The sequence below is a fragment of the Stenotrophomonas sp. AR029 genome (assembly GCF_047520695.2).
Classification (GTDB): Bacteria; Pseudomonadota; Gammaproteobacteria; order Xanthomonadales; family Xanthomonadaceae; genus Stenotrophomonas; species Stenotrophomonas sepilia.
This window is the reverse complement of record NZ_JAXBQQ020000001.1, coordinates 923001-944823: the sequence shown is the minus strand read 5'-3', so window position 1 is coordinate 944823 and position 21823 is coordinate 923001. Positions and strand designations below refer to the sequence as shown.

24 protein-coding genes and 2 tRNA genes are annotated in these 21823 nt (G+C 67.0%); 8 read left to right on the top strand and 18 right to left on the bottom strand.

Annotated elements, in window-relative coordinates; genetic code table 11:
- Window positions 1–268: 268 nt before the first annotated feature.
- The 5 genes from ampE to ACM0PB_RS04480 form a co-directional block, all read right to left on the bottom strand.
- Entirely contained in the window at window positions 269–1156 is an 888-nt protein-coding gene (gene ampE / locus ACM0PB_RS04500) for a regulatory signaling modulator protein AmpE (RefSeq protein ID WP_005419787.1), read from the bottom strand.
- A 146-nt stretch (window positions 1157–1302) separates the two neighbouring features.
- Window positions 1303–2208 carry an NAD(+) diphosphatase gene (gene nudC / locus ACM0PB_RS04495; protein ID WP_065178883.1) on the bottom strand — a complete coding sequence of 302 codons (906 nt, stop codon included), beginning with the start codon at window positions 2206–2208 and terminating at the stop codon, window positions 1303–1305.
- A gap of 119 nt (window positions 2209–2327) precedes the next feature.
- On the bottom strand, window positions 2328–2720 hold the full coding sequence (gene erpA, locus ACM0PB_RS04490; protein ID WP_005419789.1) for an iron-sulfur cluster insertion protein ErpA: 393 nt from the start codon (window positions 2718–2720) through the stop codon (window positions 2328–2330).
- 31 nt (window positions 2721–2751) lie between these two features.
- Window positions 2752–3216 carry a bactofilin family protein gene (locus ACM0PB_RS04485; protein WP_053497672.1) on the bottom strand — a complete coding sequence of 155 codons (465 nt, stop codon included), beginning with the start codon at window positions 3214–3216 and terminating at the stop codon, window positions 2752–2754.
- A 4-nt stretch (window positions 3217–3220) separates the two neighbouring features.
- Window positions 3221–3964 (bottom strand): DUF6776 family protein, encoded by a 744-nt coding sequence (locus tag ACM0PB_RS04480; protein WP_005419791.1) that lies wholly within the window; start codon window positions 3962–3964, stop codon window positions 3221–3223.
- Window positions 3965–4143: 179 nt separating this feature from the next.
- On the opposite strand from ACM0PB_RS04480, the gene ACM0PB_RS04475 reads away from it, so the two are divergent.
- Genes ACM0PB_RS04475 through ACM0PB_RS04465 form a run of 3 tightly spaced genes read left to right on the top strand, consistent with a single transcriptional unit; the run spans window position 4144 to window position 8931 of the window.
- Window positions 4144–4761: a DUF4126 domain-containing protein gene (locus ACM0PB_RS04475; protein ID WP_005419792.1), complete on the top strand. Its 618-nt coding sequence runs from the start codon at window positions 4144–4146 to the stop codon at window positions 4759–4761.
- Between the two features lie 44 nt (window positions 4762–4805).
- A complete protein-coding gene (locus ACM0PB_RS04470) occupies window positions 4806–6695 on the top strand; it encodes an EAL domain-containing protein (RefSeq protein ID WP_032954585.1) in 1890 nt (629 codons plus the stop codon).
- A 1-nt stretch (window position 6696) separates the two neighbouring features.
- Entirely contained in the window at window positions 6697–8931 is a 2235-nt protein-coding gene (locus ACM0PB_RS04465) for an ATP-binding protein (RefSeq protein WP_414604909.1), read from the top strand.
- A 1-nt stretch (window position 8932) separates the two neighbouring features.
- Here ACM0PB_RS04465 and bfr read toward each other — a convergent pair whose 3' ends face one another.
- From bfr to ACM0PB_RS04450, 3 genes are all read right to left on the bottom strand, one after another.
- Window positions 8933–9403 carry a bacterioferritin gene (bfr, locus tag ACM0PB_RS04460; RefSeq protein WP_005419804.1) on the bottom strand — a complete coding sequence of 157 codons (471 nt, stop codon included), beginning with the start codon at window positions 9401–9403 and terminating at the stop codon, window positions 8933–8935.
- A 142-nt stretch (window positions 9404–9545) separates the two neighbouring features.
- Complete coding sequence (locus ACM0PB_RS04455) at window positions 9546–9755, bottom strand: (2Fe-2S)-binding protein (RefSeq protein WP_065178881.1); 210 nt, start codon at window positions 9753–9755, stop codon at window positions 9546–9548.
- Window positions 9756–9958: 203 nt separating this feature from the next.
- On the bottom strand, window positions 9959–10582 hold the full coding sequence (locus ACM0PB_RS04450) for an RNA pyrophosphohydrolase (protein ID WP_005419809.1): 624 nt from the start codon (window positions 10580–10582) through the stop codon (window positions 9959–9961).
- A 121-nt stretch (window positions 10583–10703) separates the two neighbouring features.
- On the opposite strand from ACM0PB_RS04450, the gene ACM0PB_RS04445 reads away from it, so the two are divergent.
- Window positions 10704–10780, top strand: a tRNA-Met gene (locus ACM0PB_RS04445).
- A 55-nt stretch (window positions 10781–10835) separates the two neighbouring features.
- A tRNA-Gln gene (locus ACM0PB_RS04440) sits at window positions 10836–10910 on the top strand.
- Between the two features lie 333 nt (window positions 10911–11243).
- On the opposite strand, the gene rpsI is transcribed toward ACM0PB_RS04440, so the two are convergent.
- On the bottom strand, window positions 11244–11636 hold the full coding sequence (gene rpsI / locus ACM0PB_RS04435; RefSeq protein WP_005411311.1) for a 30S ribosomal protein S9: 393 nt from the start codon (window positions 11634–11636) through the stop codon (window positions 11244–11246).
- Window positions 11637–11638: 2 nt separating this feature from the next.
- Complete coding sequence (gene rplM, locus ACM0PB_RS04430; RefSeq protein WP_005414692.1) at window positions 11639–12067, bottom strand: 50S ribosomal protein L13; 429 nt, start codon at window positions 12065–12067, stop codon at window positions 11639–11641.
- 196 nt (window positions 12068–12263) lie between these two features.
- On the opposite strand from rplM, the gene coq7 reads away from it, so the two are divergent.
- Entirely contained in the window at window positions 12264–12908 is a 645-nt protein-coding gene (coq7, locus tag ACM0PB_RS04425) for a 2-polyprenyl-3-methyl-6-methoxy-1,4-benzoquinone monooxygenase (RefSeq protein ID WP_065178880.1), read from the top strand.
- Between the two features lie 84 nt (window positions 12909–12992).
- Here coq7 and ACM0PB_RS04420 read toward each other — a convergent pair whose 3' ends face one another.
- Together ACM0PB_RS04420 and speD are read right to left on the bottom strand one after the other, a co-directional pair.
- Complete coding sequence (locus ACM0PB_RS04420; protein WP_005419816.1) at window positions 12993–13313, bottom strand: DMT family transporter; 321 nt, start codon at window positions 13311–13313, stop codon at window positions 12993–12995.
- A gap of 168 nt (window positions 13314–13481) precedes the next feature.
- Window positions 13482–14276, bottom strand: a complete 795-nt coding sequence (speD, locus tag ACM0PB_RS04415) for an adenosylmethionine decarboxylase (RefSeq protein WP_005411315.1) — start codon at window positions 14274–14276, stop codon at window positions 13482–13484.
- Window positions 14277–14425: 149 nt separating this feature from the next.
- Here speD and crp point away from each other — a divergent pair, with 149 nt between their 5' ends.
- Window positions 14426–15115, top strand: coding sequence for a cAMP-activated global transcriptional regulator CRP (gene crp / locus ACM0PB_RS04410; protein ID WP_010482649.1), 690 nt, complete (start codon window positions 14426–14428; stop codon window positions 15113–15115).
- 134 nt (window positions 15116–15249) lie between these two features.
- The gene (locus tag ACM0PB_RS04405) at window positions 15250–16011 is read left to right on the top strand and encodes a sulfite exporter TauE/SafE family protein (protein WP_414603691.1); all 762 of its coding nucleotides are present in this window, start codon (window positions 15250–15252) and stop codon (window positions 16009–16011) included.
- Window positions 16012–16152: 141 nt separating this feature from the next.
- Here the strand turns inward: ACM0PB_RS04405 and ACM0PB_RS04400 are convergent, their stop codons facing one another.
- The 6 genes from ACM0PB_RS04400 to trpE form a co-directional block, all read right to left on the bottom strand.
- Window positions 16153–16869: a haloacid dehalogenase-like hydrolase gene (locus tag ACM0PB_RS04400; protein WP_005419826.1), complete on the bottom strand. Its 717-nt coding sequence runs from the start codon at window positions 16867–16869 to the stop codon at window positions 16153–16155.
- On the bottom strand, window positions 16866–17660 hold the full coding sequence (gene trpC, locus ACM0PB_RS04395; RefSeq protein ID WP_005419828.1) for an indole-3-glycerol phosphate synthase TrpC: 795 nt from the start codon (window positions 17658–17660) through the stop codon (window positions 16866–16868). Before trpC ends, ACM0PB_RS04400 begins: the two co-directional genes overlap by 4 nt.
- Before the next feature lie 74 nt (window positions 17661–17734).
- Window positions 17735–18766: an anthranilate phosphoribosyltransferase gene (gene trpD, locus ACM0PB_RS04390; protein ID WP_049443905.1), complete on the bottom strand. Its 1032-nt coding sequence runs from the start codon at window positions 18764–18766 to the stop codon at window positions 17735–17737.
- 16 nt (window positions 18767–18782) lie between these two features.
- Complete coding sequence (locus ACM0PB_RS04385) at window positions 18783–19370, bottom strand: anthranilate synthase component II (RefSeq protein WP_005419831.1); 588 nt, start codon at window positions 19368–19370, stop codon at window positions 18783–18785.
- Between the two features lie 2 nt (window positions 19371–19372).
- Entirely contained in the window at window positions 19373–20152 is a 780-nt protein-coding gene (locus tag ACM0PB_RS04380) for an SIMPL domain-containing protein (RefSeq protein ID WP_329844104.1), read from the bottom strand.
- 67 nt (window positions 20153–20219) lie between these two features.
- Window positions 20220–21695, bottom strand: a complete 1476-nt coding sequence (gene trpE, locus ACM0PB_RS04375; RefSeq protein WP_065178876.1) for an anthranilate synthase component I — start codon at window positions 21693–21695, stop codon at window positions 20220–20222.
- Window positions 21696–21823 lie beyond the last annotated feature (128 nt).

Here is a 21823-nt window from a genome sequence, read left to right as displayed (position 1 = left end):
GAAACTGTCGGGGGTGGGGCGGTGTGGGGCCGCAGGACCGTTGGCGCCATGGATGGCGCCATCGAGCCCCCAGGGGTGAGGGCGCTTTGCTTGCGAAGCACTGCTTCGCAAGCGCCCGAACGCACAGCCGCCAGCGGCTGGGCCGGTTTGGGGGTTTACGGCGTGTCCTGCAGCCCCACACCGCCCCGCCCAACCCTCAGCAACCCAGAGCCGCTTTGGCTTTGGCGTTGGCCTCTGCAGGTGCAGGGCTGCAAGCCCTGCACAACAACTACGTCACCCAGCCTGCAATCACCAGCAACGCGAGGATCGCCAGCCACAGCAGCAGCATCCGCCACACCAGGCTCATCGCATCACGCAGGTCCGGCAGCCGCTGCCACACCGGCAACAGCCCCGCCTCGGTGTAATCGTGCGCGTCCTCGCGCAGCTCGGCGTTGACGCTGGCCCGCGCCACCGCGCCCAGGAACCCGATGGAGCCGGCCAGGCGTTCGCCATGGGCCTGGCGCCAGGCCTTCCACGCCGTATCGAAGTTGCCGACCAGCGCCATCGAGAACGCCATCAGCTGCGCTACCGGCCACTCGATCCAGCCCAGCAGGCGCTGCGCCAGCGCCAGCGGCTCCACCGGCACGCGTGCACGCATCGGGCTTTCCGCCATCAACGCCAGCAAGCGGTAGCCCAGCGCACCGGCCGGGCCCAGCAGCAGGAACCAGAACAGCACCGCGAACCAGCGACGCAGCGCATTGAGCACGGTCGCCTCGACCAGCGACGGCACGTCTTCGCGCAGGCTGCCACCGGCGGCCTGCAGGTTGCGCACGGCTGCCTGCCGCGTCGCGGCGTCGTCCGCATCAATGATCGCTTCGATATCCCGATCCAGGTCACGCGGCCCCCAGCACCAGGCCAGCACGGCCACACCCAGCAGCAGCGACGGCAGGCCGAACAGCACTCCGCGCAGCAGCCACGCCAGCAGCCCCATCAGCAGCAACGGCGGCAGCAGCGCCAGCGCCACTCCAGCCGGTCCCTGCCAGGCCTTGCCACCACGCGCGTCCAGCCAGCCCAGCCAGCGCCGGAAGCCGTCGAAACGGCGCATCGAGGCGGCAGCGGCCGGGGCAACGTGGCCCAGGGCCAGCGCCACCAGCACGGCGGCCAGAGTGGTGAACATGGCAGGTCTCCCTACGAAACAGAACGCTCGGCGCCGCTACCTTACCTGTCGCAGCGGTGCCCTCGCGGGTGAACCGGACTGTAACCCGGGCCGTGTTCAGGTGGCGGCAATACAGCTGCCACGACCGGCCCGGCCGAAACGCCGACTCAGCCTCGCTGCTGGCGGTACCAGTGTTCGATCAGGCCCCGCGAAATCGAGATCGGTGGCGACAGGCGGATGCCCTGGCCGTCGTCCTCCACATCGCGCGCCAACGCGGCGCCGACCTCGTCGGCACTGAACCAGCGCGCGTCTTCCAGCTCGCCATCCACGGTCGGCAGGTCGTCATGCGCCTGTGCACGGAAGCCGACCATCAGCGCGCCGGGGAACGGCCACGGCTGCGAACCGAGGTACTGGCAGGCGGTCACCCGCACCTTGCTCTCCTCATGGACTTCGCGCACCACGGTCTGCTCGAAGGTCTCGCCGGGTTCGACGAAGCCGGCCAGCACCGAGTAACGGCGCGGGGCCCAGTTCGACTGCCGGCCAAGCAGCAGCCGGCCCTGGTTTTCCACGGCGACGATCACCGCCGGATCGACGCGCGGATAGTGTTCGGTGGAACACTGCGCACAACGGCCGACGAAGCCGCCACGGGCAAACGCCACCGCGCCGCCGCATACGCCGCAGAAGCGGGTGCGCGAGTGCCAGTAGGACATGCCACGGGCATAGCTGAAAGCGGTGGCATCGGCCATCGGCCACAACAACGCAGCCTGGCGCAGATCGAGTCGGCGTGGCGCGCTCACGGTGACATTGCTGGCTTCAACCGAGAACCATGCCTGATCACCGCGCAGCCCCAGGAAAACTGCGGCGCCCGGGCCACCGCCGACGTCGGCGCCGGTCAGCGCCAGCGGCTGGTCGTCATCGCCGGTGAAGGCGCTGCCATCGTGATCGAGGACGAGGATGCGCGCGCCCGGCCACAGGCGCGCCAGTGCATCAGCATCTTCGCGCAGGGCATCGGCGCGCTCCAACGGTTCGCCAACGAAGGCGAAACCGGAAAGCGGCGAAGGAGTATTGGGCATCCGCCAAGCGTGCCGCCAATCGATGCAGGTGGCAAGCCGCAGGCTTTGCGGAAACCGCCTGTGGGTCCGGAGCTTGCTCCACACACCTTGTCGCGCGGGACACAGGTCCCGCGCCCTGGTTACATGCTGAAACTGCTGCCGCAGCCGCAGGTGGTCTTTGCGTTGGGGTTGCGGATCACGAACTGGGCACCGGTCAGGCTCTCGGTGTAATCCACCTCCGCGCCCATCAGGTACTGCAGGCTCAGCGGATCGACCAGCAGGGTCACCCCGCTGGTCTGTACCGCCAGGTCATCCTCGGCACGGTTCTCGTCGAACTCGAACCCGTACTGGAAGCCCGAACAGCCGCCTCCCTCGATGTACACACGCAGGGCCAAGTCGGGGTTGCCCTCTTCCTGGATCAGGGATTTGACCTTGGCGGCCGCCGACTCGGTGAAGTTCAGCGGGCGCTCCAGCGATTGGTAATCGGGCGCGGCAACCGGGGTGGCGCCGGGCAGGGAGACTAGCGTGCTCATGCTGCCAGCATGGGGGTGCCGACGACGGCTTTCAAGCCATCGCCTCGGCCAGCTTGCGACGCGCGGCGGTATCGCCCTTGCCATCATGGGCGTCTTCGCCTTCCGGCGCCGGCAAGGCTGCCATCGGGGCGCTGGCATGGATCAGGCGGCCGTTCAGCTGCGCGCCCGCGTTCATCTCCACCACCTGGTAATGGACGTTGCCATTGACCCGTGCGCTCGGGGTCAACTCGACCTTCTCGGTGGCGTGTACATCGCCGTCCAGGCGGCCGCTGATGACCACCACCTGGGCCCGGATCTCACCTTCGATCACGCCGTGCTCGGCAACCGTCAGGGTCGCACCACTGGCGCCTTCGGCGGCGATCACCTTGCCGTGGATGCGGCCTTCCACATACAGGCCACCACTGAATTCCACATCCCCGCGGATCACCACCTGGTTGCCGATCAGGGCATCCACCACCAGCTGGCCTTCACGGTTGGATTTGCTGCTTCCGAACATCTGCCTACTCCCCTTTGCTGGCCGGCGCACCGGCCTGTTTCCAGTCGAATACCTGGGTGGTACCCCCCGTACCACTCCCCAATGTCACCCGCACGCGTTGCGGGGTGAAGTCAGCCGGCAGCATCACGCTGCCGGTGAGCTGCTGGAAGTACCGGAACGAGTAGTCCTGTCCCGGCACCTTGCTGCGCTGGTGCAGATCATCCCAGCTGATCGTGGCCAGCTTGCCGTTCTTCACGCCTTCCACGGTGAAGCGCATCTGCCCCTGGCTGATGGCCCCGCGGTTGAGGTTCTGGGTCAGCACGGCGGTGTACTGCCAGGTGCCGGCCGCTTCCGGGCTGAACTCGATCGAATGGGTGTTCAGGCCCTTGCGCTGGCTGGTCGAGCCGACCAGCCGCTCATAGAAGGCAACATCGGCGCGCAGCCCGGCGATTTCCTCATCGCGCTCTGCCAGCGAGGACTGCACCTCGGTATTGGCGGCACGGCTGATGCGGTCAGAGGCTTCCAGCGTGGCCTGCTTCTGGCGCAGCTCGGTCAGCTGTGCCTGCAGCGCCTCGGCACGCTTTTCGGCGGCCTGCAGGCGCTGGCCCTGGGCATCGCGCGGGGTGGCCATCCAGCAGCCGCCAAGCACCGCCAGCACCAGGCTGAGCAGCCAGATGCCGCCGATCACCAGCAGGCGGCGACGGTCGGCAGGCGGTTGCGGCGCGCCGGGCAGGCGGACCTGCACGCGCATGGGAGGACGGTTGGTCATGGGTGGTTTCCGGGGTATCGCAAGGGCGACACCGGTACGGCCCCTGTGGCAAACGACGGGCTAGTGTATGACAGGACGGGTGGGTTTCCTGCGCAGTGGCCGGCCACGGTCGGTGGCGTTCAGGCACGCCATCGTCGATAGTGTGGCCCCCTGCACAGTTCCGTCGCCGGAGCACCGCCATGACCGAAGCCCACCTGTTCGTGATCGGCATCCTGCTGGCCTGGCTGGCCGGTATCCGCGTCTACCTCACCGTGTTCGGTGTCGGCCTGGCCGGGCTGCTTGGCTGGGTCGACCTCCCCCCCGCCCTGCAGGCCACCGAATCCTGGTGGGTGCTGGGCACCTCGGCGGCGCTGGCGGTGGCCGAATTCTTCGCCGACAAGATCCCTGGCGTGGATTCGGTGTGGGACCTGGTGCAGACGCTCGCGCGCGTACCGGCCGGCGCATTCCTTGCGGCGGCCACGCTGTCGCCGGATGGCCAGCTGGGCACCGGTGCGCTCGCCGCCGGCGCCGGCGTCGCCCTGGCCAGCCATGGCCTGAAGGCCGGTACCCGCGCCCTGCTCAACACCTCGCCGGAACCGGCCAGCAACTGGGTCGCCTCTGCGGCCGAAGACACCGTCGTGATCGGTGGCCTGGCCCTCGCCCTGGCACACCCGTGGATCGCGCTGATCGTGGTACTGGCCTGCAGCCTGGCCGGTGCGCTGCTGGTGTGGCTGGTCTGGCGCGCCCTGTGGAAGGGCGTGCGCTGGCTGGCGCGCGGTGCATCGGCAGCACCGCCAGGGCACACCGGTACCGGCTGAGCGCCGGGCTTGTCGCATAATGGACGCGAACACCAGGAGCACCGATGGCCGCAAACGAATCCCCCGCGGGCGCCCGCCCGGGACGCGCTGAAACCCCTCCGGCCGACCATTGGCAGCGCTGGGCCCCCGAGACGGCACCTCCGGCCGTGGACCCACCGATGGCGGCGACCCCATCCCCTGTCGCGGCCGATGCGTCCACGCCGGCCAACAGCGCACCGCCGCCGCTGCCCGGCCCGATCGCACTGGCCGACGCCGGCAACAACGATCTGGCCCCGTCGCCATCGGACTCGCCCTACCGCGTGCTGATCGTTGAAGACGATCGGGCGCAGGCCCTGTTCGCGCAGAGCGTGCTGCACGGCGCCGGCATGCAGGCGATCGTCCACAACGATGCCGATGCCGCGCTGCAGGCCATCAAGGAGCACCGCCCCGACCTGATCCTGATGGATCTTCACCTGCCCGGCCTGGACGGCATGCGCCTGACCGCGCTGATCCGCCAGCAGCCCGGCCTGCAGCTGCTTCCGATCGTGTTCCTCAGCGGTGATCCGGATCCGGAGCGCCAGTTCGAAGTCCTCGACAGCGGCGCGGACGACTACCTGAGCAAACCGATCCGGCCCCGCCACCTGATCGCAGCGGTGGCCAACCGCATCCGCCGCGCACGAGCCCAGGCCGCGACCCTGCCCGGCGCCACCGGCGCACCGGCCACCAGCAATCCGGAAACCGGCCTGCCGACGCGCCACCACGTGCTGCAGCAGCTCAACACCGCACTCGCCCACCGCGATCAGGGCGGCGTGTTCTTCATCGAAGTGGCCAGCGCGCTGGGCCTGCGCGAACGCTATGGCTATGCCGCGTTTGAACGGCTGATGGTGCAGGCCGGGCAGCGCCTGGCCGAAGCCGGCCATCCGCACCTGCTGGCACGCCTGAACGACAACAGCTTCCTGCTGCTGGCCCGCAGCGCCGACGAGGACGCCCTTGAAAGCATCGCTGCCAGCCTGCGCGAGCAGCTGTCGGCACGTGCCTTCGTGATCCGCGACGACGAATCCGTGCACCTGCGCGGCGTAGTTGGCTATGCACCGCTGTCACCGGGCTTCGAGGATGCCAACAGTGCGTTGGAAGCCGTCGAGCGCACCACCCTGCAGGCGCGCCTGCTCAGCGCCGGGGTGGCCGGCCATGTGCACCGCCAGGCAGTCACCGAACAGGAACACCTGGCGCTGCTGGAAGGACAGCTGGAACTGGCCTATCAGCCGATCGTCGCTGTTGCCGGCGGCAACACCGCGCAGTACCAGTTGCTGCTGCGCCTTCGCCAGGCCGACGGCACCGTGCTGGCGGCCGGGCAGGTGATCCCGGCAGCGGAAGCCGCAGGCCGCATTGCCGATCTCGACCAGCAGGTGATGGATCACGCGCTGGGGCTGCTGGACCTGTACCGCCACGCGACGCAGCCACTGAACCTGTTCGTCTCGCAGTCGCTGCGCACCCTGCAGCGCGACGCCTTCGCCGACTGGCTGCTGGAATCACTGCAGCAGCGCGACCTGCCGGGCAGTGCACTGGTGATCGACGTGCGCCTGCCGGACGCACTGATCCACACCGTGCCGCTGCAGCAGTTCTGCCAGCGCATGGCCAGTGCCGGGGTGCGCTTCTGCCTGAGCCAGTTCGAACCCAGCGGCGAGGCCGATGCCCTGCTGAACCAGCTGCCGCTGTCGTTCGTGCGCATGGCTGCGCGCTTTTCCAGCAGCCATGCCAATCCGGCCACGCGCGAGGAGCTGCGCAAGGCGATCGATCAGGCCCATGCCGCCGGGCTGCAGATCATCGGCCAGCAGATCGAGGATCCGCAGGCTGCGGCGGCGATGTGGGTCGGCGGCGTCGACTACATCCAGGGCAACATGGTGCAGTCGGCCGGCAGCGACCTGAACTTCGACTTCCACAACGCGGTGCTCTGACGTGCCGCTGTGGGGCGTGCTGCTGGTTGCCCTCGCCGCGGCCACCATCGCGCTGATGGTGCTGGGCCTGCGGCTTCGCGCGCGCGACCGTGCGCTGGCGCAGCTGCAGCGCACGCACGGAGCGCTGGCCGCTGAACGGGACCAGCTACGCCATACCACTGAACGCCAGGGCCAGCTGGAACAACAGCTGCTGCAGGCCAAGCAGGCCGCCGAGGCGGCCGTGCTGGCCAAGGGCGAGTTCCTGGCCACGATGAGCCATGAGATCCGCACCCCGCTCAATGGCATCCTGCCGATGCTGGAGCTGATCGCACGCGGGCCACTGAGCGAGGACCAGCGGCAGATGCTGGCCACCGCCTCGGCCAGCTCGCAGCAGCTGCTGCGCATCGTCGACGACATCCTCGACTACTCCCGGCTGGAAGCACAGGCGCTGGAGCTGGAAATCACCAGCTTCAACCTGCGCGATCTGCTCGATGGCGTGGTGCAGCTGATGCAGCGCGCCGCCGACGCCAAGGGCCTGGCACTGGGCCTGCAGCTGGATCCATCGGTGCGCCTGCCGGTGCGCGGCGACCCGGTGCGCCTGCGCCAGGTGCTGAGCAACCTGCTGGCCAATGCGATCAAGTTCACCGCCCGCGGCCAGGTGCAGCTGCGCGTGCTGCGCCTGGGCGAAGGTGCCGCGCAGCACCAGCTGCGCTTCGAGATCATCGATACCGGCATCGGCATCGACGACGCGCTGCAGGCACGCCTGTTCCAGTCTTTCAGCCAGGCCGACGCATCCACCACGCGCATCTACGGCGGCACCGGCCTGGGCCTGGCCATCTGCAAACGCATCATCGACCTGATGCATGGGCGTATTGGTGTGCAGTCCACGCCCGGCCAGGGTGCTACGTTCTGGTTCGAGATCCCGCTGCTGAAGGTTCCTGGCGACCTGCCGGCGATGACGCGCGCGCCGGCACCGCTGCTGCTGTTCAGTGCCGATGCAACGCTGCAGGCACGCATCGAGCGCATCGCTGCCCACCATGGACTGCAGGTGGAGGTGCTGGCGCAACTGGACAACGTGGTCGAGCGCCTGCGCGCTCCCGCGCGGCCCGGAAAACCGGCACCCGCCTGGCTGCTGGTCGATGCGCGCGCACGCCGCAACGGCGAGGCCACGCTGCAGCTCGCACTGGGGGAACGCGGCGACGACGATGCACTGCAGGTACTGTGGCTGCAGGAGGATGCGATTGCGCAACGCCCCCGCCAGCGCCAGCTGCCCTCCCACTTCGACGACGCCGCCCTGCATGCACTGCTGGCAGCACCGGTCGCCTCTGCCCGCCCCGCTGCGCTGCTGGCCAGCGCGGAACACGAGCAACCGGCTGCCACGCTGCCGCCGCTGCATCTGCGCGTGCTGGTGGTGGAGGACAATACGGTGAACAGGATGGTGGCCGAGCAGCTGCTGCGGGTGTTCCAGTGCGAGGTGCGCAACGTCGCCGATGGCGAACAGGCCCTGGCCGCCCTCCGCGAAGGCGGGCTGGACATCGTGCTGATGGATTGCCAGATGCCAGTGCTGGACGGCTACGCCGCCACGCGCCGCTGGCGCGCCGAAGAAGCGGAAACCGGGCATGCGCGATTGCCGATCATCGCGATGACCGCCAATGCGATGGCCGGCGACCGCGAGCGCTGCCTGCAGGCTGGCATGGACGATTACCTGTCCAAGCCGATCGCACGCGCCACGCTGCATGCGCTGCTGCAGCGCTGGGGTGGCGGTAAAGCCGCAGCACCTGCACGGCCTTCTGTAGAGCCGGGTGATGCTCGGCTGACGGCCAATTGCAGTCGCACGCCATCAGCCGAGCATGGCTCGGCTCTACCGAATCCGGAAAAGCAGGTGGCGCCAGCAGCACAACCGGTGCTCGACCGCGATGTACTGGATGAACTGCACGCGGTGATCGGCGATGCTGCCACCCAGATCGTCACGGTATTTCTTGAAGATGCGCCGGCGATGGTGCAGCAGTTGCAGCTGGCCGCGCGGAACAGCGATGAACCGCGCATGCAGGCCGTCGCGCACAGCCTGAAATCATCAAGCGCGAACGTGGGGGCATTGTCGCTGTCGGCGATCGCGCAGCGGATCGAGCACGAGGCCCGTAGTGGCAGCCTGCAGCGCCCCGCAGTCGCGGTGGCGCTGCTGGTTGCGGAATTCGCCCGGGCGCGCGTTGCACTGACGGGCTACCTGGCACAGCATCGCGCCGGCCAGGACCGCTGATTCACTCTTCCAGCTTGCTCAGCAGGTACTTCGGCTCGCCGATGCGCTCGATCAGGTCGAGCTGGGTTTCCAGCCAGTCGATGTGCTCTTCCTCCGAGTCGAGGATCTTCACGAACAGCTGGCGGCTGACATAGTCGCCAACCGAATCGGAATAGGCCACCGCCTCGCGCAGGGTGACCACGCCATCGCGTTCCAGCGACAGGTCGCACTGCAGAATTTCAGTCGGGTTCTCGCCGATGCGCAGCTTCCCGAGCGCCTGGAAGTTCGGCAGGCCTTCGAGGAACAGGATGCGGTCGGCGAGCATGTCGGCATGCTTCATCTCGTCGATCGATTCCTTGTACTCGTGTTCGGCCAGTTCCTTGATGCCCCAGTTCTTCAGCATCTTGGCGTGCAGGAAGTACTGGTTGATCGCGGTCAGCTCGTTGTAGAGGACCTTGTTGAGGAATTCGATGACCTTGGTGTCGCCCTTCATGGGGATGCTCCTGCACGCTGAAAACGCAGGCACTGTAACGCCTTGCGTGCGGTGGTGAAGGAACGCGAATCGTGCGCATTGGCCTGCGCGGTTGCAGGTGAAGGACGCGAAAGCGCGGCGTCAACAGGCCGCGAGGAAACGATCAGGCAACCTGGGCCAGGCCCAATACCGGCAGCGGCAGATCGTGCGTCGCGCGTGCCTTGGCCAGCAGGTCGCCGGCCATGTCCAGGCAGGAACCGCAGGTGGCACCGCAACCGGTACGCATGGTCAGTTCGGCCACCGTGCTGACACCATGGTGGGCGGCTTCGCGGATCTGGTGGTCGGTGACTCCGTTGCAGATGCAGACGTACACAGGCGGGAACCGGGCTGGCAGGCCAGAAGCGGCCTGTTGCCTATTCCAATGGAAACGAGAATGGTTGTCAATCAGAGACCTGAACCATTCTCGATACCGTTCACAGTCGGATTGGCCGGCCCGCCGGACAGCCCGGTCCTGCTGGAAACAGCCGGCGGGGACGCGTTGTGACGGATCGGCCCGCAGCCTGCGTGGCCTCCCATTCAAACCGCCCCGGACTCCCCCTTGGCCTTGCGCGGCCAGTAGCCGCCGCGCTTGGGCGTGCGCTTCCGGGGCCTGTCATGGCCGGCCGCGTGGCCCGGCATCCAGGCCTCGGCGGCACTCTTGGGCATGGCGCTGACGCCCTGCCCGGCCACCCCACGCGCCAACGGCGCCAGGTGTCGCAGCGCGCGCGCATAGACGCCACGCTTGAACATCACCACGTGCTCCACCGGGTACCAGAAGTCCACCCACCGCCAGTGGTCGAACTCGGGCGAGTCGGTATGGTCCAGCTGCACATGCGATTCATCGCCGGTCAGGCGCAGCAGGAACCAGACCTGCTTCTGCCCGATGCAGACCTGCCGTTCATTGCGGCGGATGGCCCGCGCCGGAAGCTTGTAGCGCAGCCAGCCGGGCGTCGCCCCGAGCACTTCCACGTGCTCAGGCAGCAGGCCGGTCTCTTCCTGCAGTTCACGATACATGGCCTCGACAGGCGTCTCGTCGGTGTTCATGCCACCCTGCGGGAACTGCCAGCCGTCCCGGCGCACGCGTCGTGCCCAGAACACCTGGCCGTCCTGCCGCATCAGCACGATGCCGACGTTCGGTCGATAGCCGTCCGGATCGATCACGATGCGGACTCCTAAGAAAATCTACTGGTCGGGACTATCCCATGCCCTCTGTCGGCCCACAAGCACGGCACAAAAGTGTTGACAGGGCCGATACACATCCGCAGAATAGCGGGCTCACCAAGGCTATGTAGCTCAGCCGGTTAGAGCACAGCACTCATAATGCTGGGGTCGGTGGTTCGAGTCCACCCATAGCCACCACACTGAAAATCAAGTTGTTTTTCAGTGTGAAAAGTGAGAAAATAGTTGCACGTTTTGCCCCGTCGCCAAGCGGTAAGGCACCTGACTCTGACTCAGGCATTCGGTGGTTCGAATCCATCCGGGGCAGCCAAATTAAAAGCAAAAGGCCAGATCGAAAGATCTGGCCTTTTGCTTTTAATTTGGTCGCGCATTCCACCTGATCCCTGCGCCTGTCGGCGCCCCCCCCCCCCCCCTTGAACATCAAGGGGGCTCTTCTCCAGAGAGGCGCCCGCGGGATCGGACCCTGCTCCGCAGGAAACGGCACCACCCCACCCCTTCCGAGATGCGACGCCCCGGGTAGTGCCGGCCGCTGGCCGGCAACCAGGACATCGATGACCCCCGAAACGACAAAAGCCCGGCCGAAGCCGGGCTTTTGCTTTCCCATCCAGCGGGCTCCCGAAGGAGCCCAACCAGGCGCGGTAGATCAGCGCTTGGAGAACTGGGTGGCGCGGCGGGCCTTGTGCAGACCAACCTTCTTACGCTCGACTTCACGGGCGTCACGGGTCATGAAGCCAGCCTTGCGCAGCTCGGACTTCAGGGTTTCGTCGTACTCGACCAGAGCACGGGCGATGCCCAGACGGATCGCACCGGCCTGGCCGGTGGTGCCGCCGCCAGCGGCGGTGACCAGGATGTCAAAGCTTTCGGTGTTCTTGGTCAGCTCGAGCGGTTGGCGCACGATCATGCGCGCGGTCTCACGACCAAAGAACTCGTCCAGCGGACGACCGTTGACGGTGATGTTGCCCGAACCCTTGCGCAGGAACACGCGAGCGGTGGAGGACTTGCGGCGGCCAGTGCCGTAGTTTTGAGTGATAGCCATGATTAGATATCCAGAACCTGCGGCTGCTGTGCGGCGTGCGGATGCTCAGTGCCGGCGTAGACCTTGAGCTTGCGGTACATCTGGCGACCCAGCGGGCCCTTCGGCAGCATGCCCTTGACGGCGATCTCGATCACGCGCTCCGGGTGGCGCTCCAGCGCCTGGGCCAGGGACTCGGTCTTCAGGTTGCCGATGTAACCGGTGAAACGGTGATACATCTTGTCCTGCAGCTTCTTGCCGGTGACGGCAATCTTTTCTGCATTGATGACGACCAGGTAGTCGCCGGTATCAACGTGCGGGGTGTAGACCGGCTTGTGCTTGCCACGCAGACGGCGGGCCAGCTCGGTGGCGAGACGGCCCAGGGTCTTGCCCTCGGCGTCGACGAGGTACCAGTCGCGCTGGACGGTCTCGTTCTTGGCAGTGAAAGTGCTCATGAAGAACTCTATGTTAGGTCGGGCTCATTGCGGCGAACGGCTCGCCGGAACTCTGCCACGCGTTGTGAAAGGTGAAGCGTAAGAGGCGGGATTGTACGCAGGTCAAGCCCCCGGTGCAAGCCGGCCATGTCCCGGGTTGGCAGGGGGCCGGAGCCGGGGGAGAATCGAGGGGTCTTCCGTCCCACCGCGTACCGCCATGACCGTGCTCCGCCAGACCACACCGCTGGACCATCTGCTGACCGAAGCGCAGCGCGCCTTGGACACGGTGTTCGGCAACCCGCCGGCAGCCCGCCCCTACCCGGCCGCGGACACCAGCGAGCCGGGCATGGACAACGCTGAACGCCGCCACGCGGCCGGGCTGATGCGGATCAACCACGTCGGCGAAGTCTGCGCACAGGGCCTGTATTTCGGGCAGGCCGCCGTGGCCCGCGACCCTGCCACGCGTGAACACCTGCTGGAAGCGGCCCAGGAGGAGACCGACCACCTGGCGTGGTGTGCCACCCGGCTGGGCGAGCTGGACAGCCGCCCGAGCCTGTTCAACCCGCTGTGGTACGCCGGCAGCTACACCATCGGCACCCTGGCCGGGCTGCGCGGCGACGGCTGGAACCTCGGCTTCGTGGTCGAAACCGAGCGCCAGGTGGAAGCCCATCTGGACGAGCACCTGGTCGATCTGCCGGCCGGCGACCTGCGCAGCCGTGCGGTCATCGAGGTGATGAAGGAAGACGAAGCCCGCCATGCGGAGCACGCCGAGCAGGCCGGCGCACGCCGCCTGCCGTTCCCGATCCCTGGCGTGATGGCGCTGGCCTCCAGGGTGATGAAGACCATCGCCTACCGGCTGTAGGCCCGGGGTAGTGCCGGCTGGCCGGCGACCACGCAGGCACCGCAGAAGATCAAGAGGTTGCCGGCCAGCGGCCGGCACTACCGATTAATTGGGCGAGACCAGCTTCAGGCCGATCACGCCGGCCACGATCAGGCCCACGCAGGCCAGGCGGGCCGGCGACGCACTGTCATTGAACAGGTAGATGCCGAGCACAGCCACGCCCATGGCACCGATGCCGGTCCAGATCGCGTAGGCCGTACCGACCGGGATGCTCTTCATCGCCTGGCTCATCAGGTACAGGCTGATCAGGGCCGATACCACCGTGGCAACGGTGGGCAGGGGTTTGCTGAAGCCTTCGGAGTACTTCATTCCGAGGGCGAAACCGATCTCGAACAGGCCGGCCAGCAGCAGGTAGATCCAGGGCATGGGTGGGGGCTCCTTACCTTTTTTGAGAAAAACGAAACGGCCCGGTGTTTTCACACCGGGCCGTGGGTCGGTACATCACCGTGGAACTGTAACGCGTGCGAGGCACTGGTTCCACGGGGCGGGTCGTCCCGCCTGGGTGGCGATGCCTGCGGGCATCGCACATGGGGCTTACTCGGACAGGTTCCGGCCGTGGAACAGCTCTTCGATCTCGCGCTTGAGCAGCGCTTCGATCTTCATGCGTTCCTTGAACGACAGGTTCTTGGCCTTTTCCTCGAACAGGTACTGGTCCAGGTCGAAGTCCTTCAGGTGCATCTTCGTGTGGAAGATGTTCTCCTGGTAGACGTTGACGTCGAACATCTCGTAACGCGACTTGATGTTCTTGGCCAGGAAGTTCTGGATCGAGTTGATCTTGTGGTCGATGAAGTGCTTCTTGCCCTTCACATCGCGGGTGAAGCCACGGACGCGGTAGTCCATGATCACGATGTCCGACTCGAGGCTCTCGATCAGGTAGTTCAGGGCCTTCAGCGGGGAAATGACGCCACAGGTGGCCACGTCGATGTCCGCGCGGAACGTCGCGATACCTTCCTGCGGATGGGTTTCCGGGTAGGTATGGACCGTGATGTGGCTCTTGTCCATGTGCGCGACCACGGCGTCGGAGATCAGCTCCTTGCCGGCCAGCTTCTTGTCGATCACCGGTTCTTCGGAGATCAGGATGGTCACCGAGGCACCCTGCGGATCGTAGTCCTGGCGGGCCACGTTCAGGATGTTGGCGCCGATGATCTCGGCGACATCGGTCAAGATCTGAGTCAGCCTGTCGGCGTTGTACTCTTCATCGATGTATTCAATGTAACGCTGACGCTCCTCTTCGGTGCGCGCGTAACACACGTCATAGATGTTGAAGCTCAGCGCCTTGGTGAGGTTGTTGAAACCCTGCAGCCTCAGGCGAGGCAACGGCTTGACCACGGCGGTCGATTCCTGTGTAAGAAGGGAAAGGGGGAATTATGGGGCAAACTGCCCCCGGGGGGAACGTGAAGACGCAAGAGTTCTGGCACACTGTTTGCCCTTAACAATTGCGCTGGTTAAGCTCCGCTATCGACCCCGTGAATCCGTTCATGCGCAGAGGGAGCGCTCCTATCGTGTCAACCGTGCGCCTAGCTAGCAGTCCACTGGCCCTGGATATCGCCACAATCGATCGTTTCCTGGCGCACAGCCACAGGCGGCGATATCCCACCCGTACCGACGTCTTCCGGCCCGGAGACCCGGCGGGAACCCTGTATTACGTCATCAGCGGCTCGGTTTCGATCATGGCCGAGGAAGATGACGATCGCGAGCTTGTGCTGGGCTACTTCGGTGCCGGCGAGTTCGTCGGCGAGATGGGCCTGTTCGTCGAATCGGACCGCCGGGAGGTGATCCTGCGGACCCGTACCGCCTGCGAGCTGGCTGAAATCAGCTACGAGCGCCTGCATCAGCTGTTCCTCGGCCCGCTGTCGGCCGATGCCCCGCGCCTGCTGTACGCGCTGGGCCAGCAGATTTCCAAGCGCCTGCTCGACACCAGCCGCAAGGCCAGCCGCCTGGCATTCCTGGACGTGACCGACCGGATCGTGCGCACCCTGCACGACCTGGCGCAGGAACCGGAGGCGATGAGCCACCCGCAGGGCAGCCAGCTGCGCGTATCGCGACAGGAACTGGCGCGACTGGTCGGCTGCTCGCGCGAAATGGCCGGCCGCGTGCTGAAGAAACTGCAGACCGACGGCCTGCTGCATGCCCGCGGCAAGACCGTGGTGCTGTACGGCACCCGTTGATTGCAAGGCAACCCAAGGCTGCCGAGCCATCCTGTAGAGCCGAGCCGACGCTCGGCTGCTGTCCGTCGAAGGCAGCCGCGCATGGCTTCAGCTCTACACGGCCCCTGCGCGGCCCGCTGGGCTAGGCTCGGTGCATGGAGCTGAGCAGCGAATTCTGGTGGTTCATCCTCATCGGCCTCGGCGCACAGCTGGTGGACGGTGCATTGGGCATGGCGTTCGGCCTGGTGTCCTCGTCGGTGATGCTGAGCATGGGCCTGCCCCCGGCGCAGGTCAGCGCCAGCATCCACACCGCTGAAGTGTTCACCACGGGCGCCTCGGGGGTGTCGCACCTCGCAGCCGGAAATGTCGATAAACGCCTGTTCCTGCGCCTGGCCCTGCCCGGCGCAGTGGGCGGTGCACTGGGCGCGTACGTGCTCACGCAGGTCCCGGGCGAGATCATCCGGCCACTGATCTACCTGTACCTGCTGGTGCTGGCGATCATCATCCTGGCCCGCGCCGCTGGGCGCTGGATGCCCCAGGGCGAGATCCGCCGGGTACCGGTGCTGGGCTTCTTCGCCGGCCTGCTCGACGCCAGCGGCGGCGGTGGCTGGGGGCCGATCGCGACGTCCACCCTGCTCGCCCGCGGCGGCCAGGCGCGCACCACCATCGGAACAGTCAACGCAGCCGAGTTCGTGGTCACGTTGACGGTGTCAGCGACCTTCCTGTTGTCGATGGGCGTGCAGCATCTGCAGATCGTTGCCGGCCTGCTGATCGGCGGCATGATGGCCGCGCCGGTGGCGGCGATCCTGGTCAAGCGGGTGAAGGAGCGCTGGGTGCTGGTGGCCGTGGGCGTGCTGGTACTGGGCATCAGCCTGTTCCAGATCGGGCATGCGGTGCACGGGTACCTGGGGCGCTGAGCGCTTGCCGGCCAGCGGCCGGCACTACCGGAACGGAGAAGGGTCGGCACAACCGCGACGGAGAAGGGTAGCGCCGGCCGCTGGCCGGCAGATCCGTCATCGTGCGATGGGGTCAGAGCCCCCATGGGATCTGGCCCCGGGCTACGCCTTGTCGCCGCCGCGATCCACGCATCCCCAGTTGAGGATGCGGGTGCCGGCCGGCAGCACGCGGCGGAAGAACGCCACCCGCCCCGGCTTCGGGTTCACCACCACCGGCGCCTTGGCCGCCAGCAGCAGCGGCAGGTCGGCGGTGCTGTCGGAATAGGCGATATCGATGTCGCCATAGCCGCGCTCGCGCAGCATGCGCATCTTCTCTTCGTTGTGGCAGTGACGGGTGGGACCGACGCCGCCCAGCCGCGGGCCGACCTCGGTGCCGATCACCGGCACATCCTGATGGGCCACGAAGGCCAGGATCGCGCGGGCCAGCTCCGGCGGCGCGCCGGTGGCAACCACCACGCGATCGCCTTTGGCGCGGTGCGCGGCGAACACTTCCAGCGCCTGCGGCAGCAGCTTGGCGCGCATCTGCGCCTGGTTGCGCAGCACGTAGGCGTCGATCACCTTGTTGAAGTCGCGCGCACGGTGCAGGCCGAAGCTGCCGATCCACACATAGACCGAGATGCCCGCGCGACGGGTCGGCAGCATCGCCACCATCGGCCCGGCGATCGGCGTGACCAGCAGCGCCGCCAGCATGCGCAGCGGGTTGCGCTTGATCAGCGAGGCGAACAGGTGGGTACCCGAATCGCCGTCGTAGAGGGTGTGGTCGAAGTCGAAGACCACCAGCGGCGCATCCTCGCGCGGCGTCGGATAGTGCGTTGTCATGTTGCGAAGAATAGCTGACGCAGGCCCTCGCCCGGCTCTTCCACGCGCATGAAGGCCTCGCCGACCAGGAAGGCATGGATGCCGGCGTCGCGCATCAGCGCCACGTCCTGCGGGCCGAGGATGCCGCTTTCGGTGACCAGCAGGCGGTCACGCGGCACGGCCTGCTGCATATCCAGCGTGGTCTGCAGCGACACCTCGAAGGTGCGCAGGTTGCGGTTGTTGATGCCGATCATCGGCGCCGGCACCTGCAGTGCGCGCTCCAGTTCGTCGATGTCGTGCACTTCCACCAGCACGTCCATGCCCAGCGACAGCGCCAGTTCCGACAGCGTGGCCAGCTGGGTGTCGTCCAGCGCGGCGACGATCAGCAGGATGCAGTCGGCGCCCAGCACGCGTGCCTCGTACACCTGGTAGGCGTCGATCACGAAGTCCTTGCGCAGCACCGGCAGCGTGCAGGCTTCACGGGCCTGCTGCAGGTAGGTATCGGCGCCCTGGAAGAAGTCCACGTCGGTCAGCACCGAAAGGCAGCTGGCACCACCGAACTCGTAGCTGACCGCGATGTCAGCCGGTCGGAAGTCGGGGCGGATGACGCCCTTGGACGGGCTGGCCTTCTTCACCTCGGCAATCACCGCCGGGTCGCCGTTGGCCACGGCCGCCTGCAACGCGCGCACGAAGCCACGTACCGGCGGGGCGCTGGCCACGGCGGCCTGCAGCTCCTCGAGCGGGCGCTGGGCGCGGCGCTGGGCTACTTCTTCGGCCTTGCGGGCCAGGATCGTCTGCAGGATGTCGCTCATCGTCTTCGATTCGGTGCGGGGGCGCTGAGGACGGCCATTATCGGCCATCGACGGGGTCAGGCTGAACCGCGCGCTCAGGCAACCAGCGCGCGGGTGGTCTCCACATACTGCTGCAGGCGCTGGCGGGCGCTGCCATTGGCGATGGCGGCACGGGCGCGGGCCAGGCCATCACCGATGTCGCTGGCCACGCCGGCCACGTACAGCGCGGCGCCGGCATTGAGCGCGACGATGTCCAGCGCCGGGCCGGGCTCGTTGTCCAGCACCGCGCGCAGCATCTGGATGGACTGCTCCGGGCTGTCCACGCGCAGGTTGCGGCTGGCCGACATGGCGATGCCGAAGTCCTCCGGGTGGATCTCGTACTCGCGCACCTTGCCGTCGCGCAACTCGCCCACCAGGGTGCCGGCGCCGAGCGAGATCTCATCCATGTTGTCGCGGCCCCAGACCACCATGGCGCGCTCGGTGCCCAGCTCGCGCAGCACGCGCGCCTGGATACCCACCAGATCAGGATGGAACACGCCCATCAGCACCGACGGCGCGCTGGCGGGGTTGGTCAGCGGACCAAGGATGTTGAAGATGGTGCGCACGCCCATCTCGCGGCGGACCGGCGCGACGACCTTCATCGACGGATGATGGATCGGCGCGAACATGAAGCCGATGCCGGTCTGCTCGATGGCAGCGGCCACCTGCGCTGGCTGCAGCTCGATGGCCGCGCCCAGTGCTTCCACCGCATCGGCGCTGCCGGACTTGGACGACACGCTGCGGTTGCCGTGCTTGGCCACGCGCGCACCGGCCGCAGCCGCCACGAACATCGCGCAGGTGGAGATGTTGAAGGTGTGCGAGCCATCGCCACCGGTGCCGACGATGTCGACCAGGTGGGTGCTGTCGGCCACCGGCACCGCCAGCGCGAATTCGCGCATGACCGTGGCGGCGGCGGCGATCTCGTCGATGGTTTCCTTCTTCACCCGCAGGCCGGTGAGGATGGCGGCGGTCATCATCGGCGACACGTCGCCGCGCATGATCTGCCGCATCAGGTCGACCATCTCGTCGAAGAAGATCTCGCGGTGCTCGATGGTGCGTTGCAGGGCTTCCTGGGGGGAGAAGCTCATGGGAATGCTCCTTGGATCAGGCCGCCGGGCGCTGCAGGAAATTGCGCAGCAGGGCGTGGCCGTGTTCGGTGAGGATGGATTCGGGGTGGAACTGCACGCCTTCCACCGGGAACTGGCGGTGGCGCAGGCCCATGATCTCTTCGATCGAGCCGTCCTCGTTCTCGGTCCAGGCGGTCACTTCCAGGCAGTCCGGCAGACTGTTCTTGTCCACCACCAGCGAGTGGTAGCGGGTGGCCTGGTAGCGGTCCGGCAGGCCGGCGAACACGCCCTTGCCTTCGTGGCGGATCGGCGAGGTCTTGCCGTGCATGATGTTGCCGGCGCGGATCACGGTGCCGCCGTAGACCTGGCCGATGCCCTGGTGGCCCAGGCACACGCCGAGGATCGGCGTGGTCGGGCCCAGCCGCTGGATCAGCTCCAGCGACACGCCCGCTTCGTTGGGCGTGCACGGGCCGGGCGAGATGACGATGCGCTCGGGCTTCTGCGCGGCGATCTCGTCCACGCTCATCGCATCGTTGCGCACCACCTTCACCTCGGCGCCCAGCGTCTGCAGGTACTGCACGAGGTTGTAGGTGAAGCTGTCGTAGTTGTCGATCATCCACAACATGGTCAGGTTCCGTCGCTTATCAGGAAAATGGCGTACACGTTTTCGGTGTAGGTGATGGGGCCGGCTTCGACCGACTCGGGCAGGCGGGAGCCCGTGGTCTCGATGCTGTTCATCGGTGCCTCGGGCGCGGGCGGCGAAGGCGGCGTCACCAGATCCCCACTGCTCGGCCAACTGCCGGCCTGGATGCCATAAGCAAAGTTCGGCGCTACGTCGGAAATGCTGTACAGGCCGCGCAGCCGGGTGCCGTAGGCCTTGGCCAGGCCCTGCGCGGACTCGCGGGTCCGGGCCGCCGCCTCACCCTTGAGTTCGCGGCGCAGCGCCACTTCACCCGAATAGGTTGGCGCCAGGCTGCTCACCTGTACGTTCTCGTCGGCCTTCAACGCACCCAGCACATCCTGCATCGCCTTCACGCTGGCGAAGCTCGCACGCAGCTGGCGCGATACGCGGGTACCGATGAAGACCTGCCGGTTCTGCTCATAGCGCGTCGCCGGGCCGATCCGCAGGTTGTCCGCACGCACGCTGCCGTCCACCGCCTTGTGCTGCTTGAACAGCGCCAGCACGCGGGCCACGTTGCCCTGCACGCGGCGGCGCGCGGCGTCGGCATCCATGTCGGTCTCTTCGATGTTCAACTGCAGGCCGAAGCGGTCCGGCATCACCACCCGACGCGCCTCGCCCTTCACCAGCAGGTGCGGCTGCGACGGAATGGTATTGGCCTGCGCCCACGCAGACGGGGCCATCGTGGCCAGCAGCGACGACCACAGCAATGCGCTCAGCAGCTTCATGCGGTACTCCTTGTCTTCAATGGGAACAGCGGAAGATGCCGCGGCGCAGGCCACGGCACGGGGAGCGTCACAGGCCCTTGGCGGCCTGGGCGACGGCGCGGAACAGCGCACGGCCCTTGTTCATCGTCTCGTCCCATTCCTTGTCCGGGTCCGAGTCGTAGACGATGCCGGCGCCGGCCTGCACGTACAGGCGGCCATCCTTGATGACCGCAGTGCGGATCGCGATCGCGGTATCGGCATCGCCGTGCCAGCCGATGTAGCCGATGCTGCCGGCGTAGACGTTGCGCTTGATCGGTTCCAGTTCGCGGATCACTTCCAGCGCGCGGATCTTTGGCGCGCCGCTGACCGTGCCGGCCGGGAAGGTGGCGCGCAGCACGTCGGCATAGCTCAGGCCCGGCTGCAGTTGGCCGGTCACTTCGCTGACGATGTGCATGACATGGCTGTAGCGTTCGATCACGAACTGCTCGCCCACTTCCACGGTACCGGCCCTGGAGACGCGCCCGGCATCGTTGCGGCCGAGGTCGATCAGCATCAGGTGCTCGGCACGTTCCTTCGGATCGGCCAGCAGCTCGGCTTCCAGTGCCAGGTCCAGCTCGGGCGTGGCGCCACGCGGGCGGGTGCCGGCGATCGGGCGCACGGTCACTTCGCCATCCTGCAAACGCACCAGGATTTCCGGCGAGGAACCAACCACCTGCAGGTCGCCGACATCGAGGAAATACATGTACGGCGAGGGATTCAACGCGCGCAGCGCGCGGTACACATCCACCGGGCGCGCCTTGAACGGCACGCTCAGGCGCTGGCTGAGCACCACCTGGAAGATGTCACCGGCGCGGATGTATTCCTTGCTGCGCTGGACCGCATCGACGAAGCCTTCGCGGGTGAAGCCGGAGACGAAATCCGATTCGTCCAGCACGTCGCTGTTGAGCGGCGCCGGATAGCCGGCACCCGGCGCACGCAGCTTCGCAGTCAGGGCATCCAGGCGCGCCTGCGCCTGCTCGAAGGCACCGTCGACACGCGGGTCGGCGTGCACGATCAGGTACAGCCGGCCCTTGAGATTGTCGAATACCGCCAGCTCGTTGGAGTCCAGCAGCAGGATGTCCGGCGTGCCCAGCTCATCACGGCCAGCTGGCGGGGCCAGGCGCGGCTCGATGTAGCCGATGCATTCGAAGCCGAACCAGCCGACCAGGCCGCCGGTGAAGCCCGGCAGGCCTTCCAGCTTGGGCACCGAGTGGGCGCTGCGCAGCGCCTCGACTTCGGCGAAGGGATCGGCTACCTCGCGGGTGTCCACCACCTGGCCGTCTTCGCGCACGGTCAGCGTGTGGCCGTGGAAGGCATACACGCGGCGCGCCGGCAGGCCGATGATCGAGTAACGACCAAAGCGCTCGCCGCCTTCGACGGATTCAAACAGGTAGGTATTGGGGCCGTCGGCGAGCTTCAGATAGACCGAAAGCGGCGTGTCCAGGTCGGACAGCACTTCGCGGACGACGGGAATGTGGGTGTGGCCTTCAGCGGCCTGCTGCTGAAACTGAGCGTGCGAGTTCAAGACGACTTTCCTTCCGGGACACAGCGTTATGGGGGCGGACGACGGCAACGGGCCACCATCGCCACCAACGGCGTGCGGAAGAAAGAGTATGCGGGGTCGTCAGGCTGGACACCCCTTGACTGTATCGC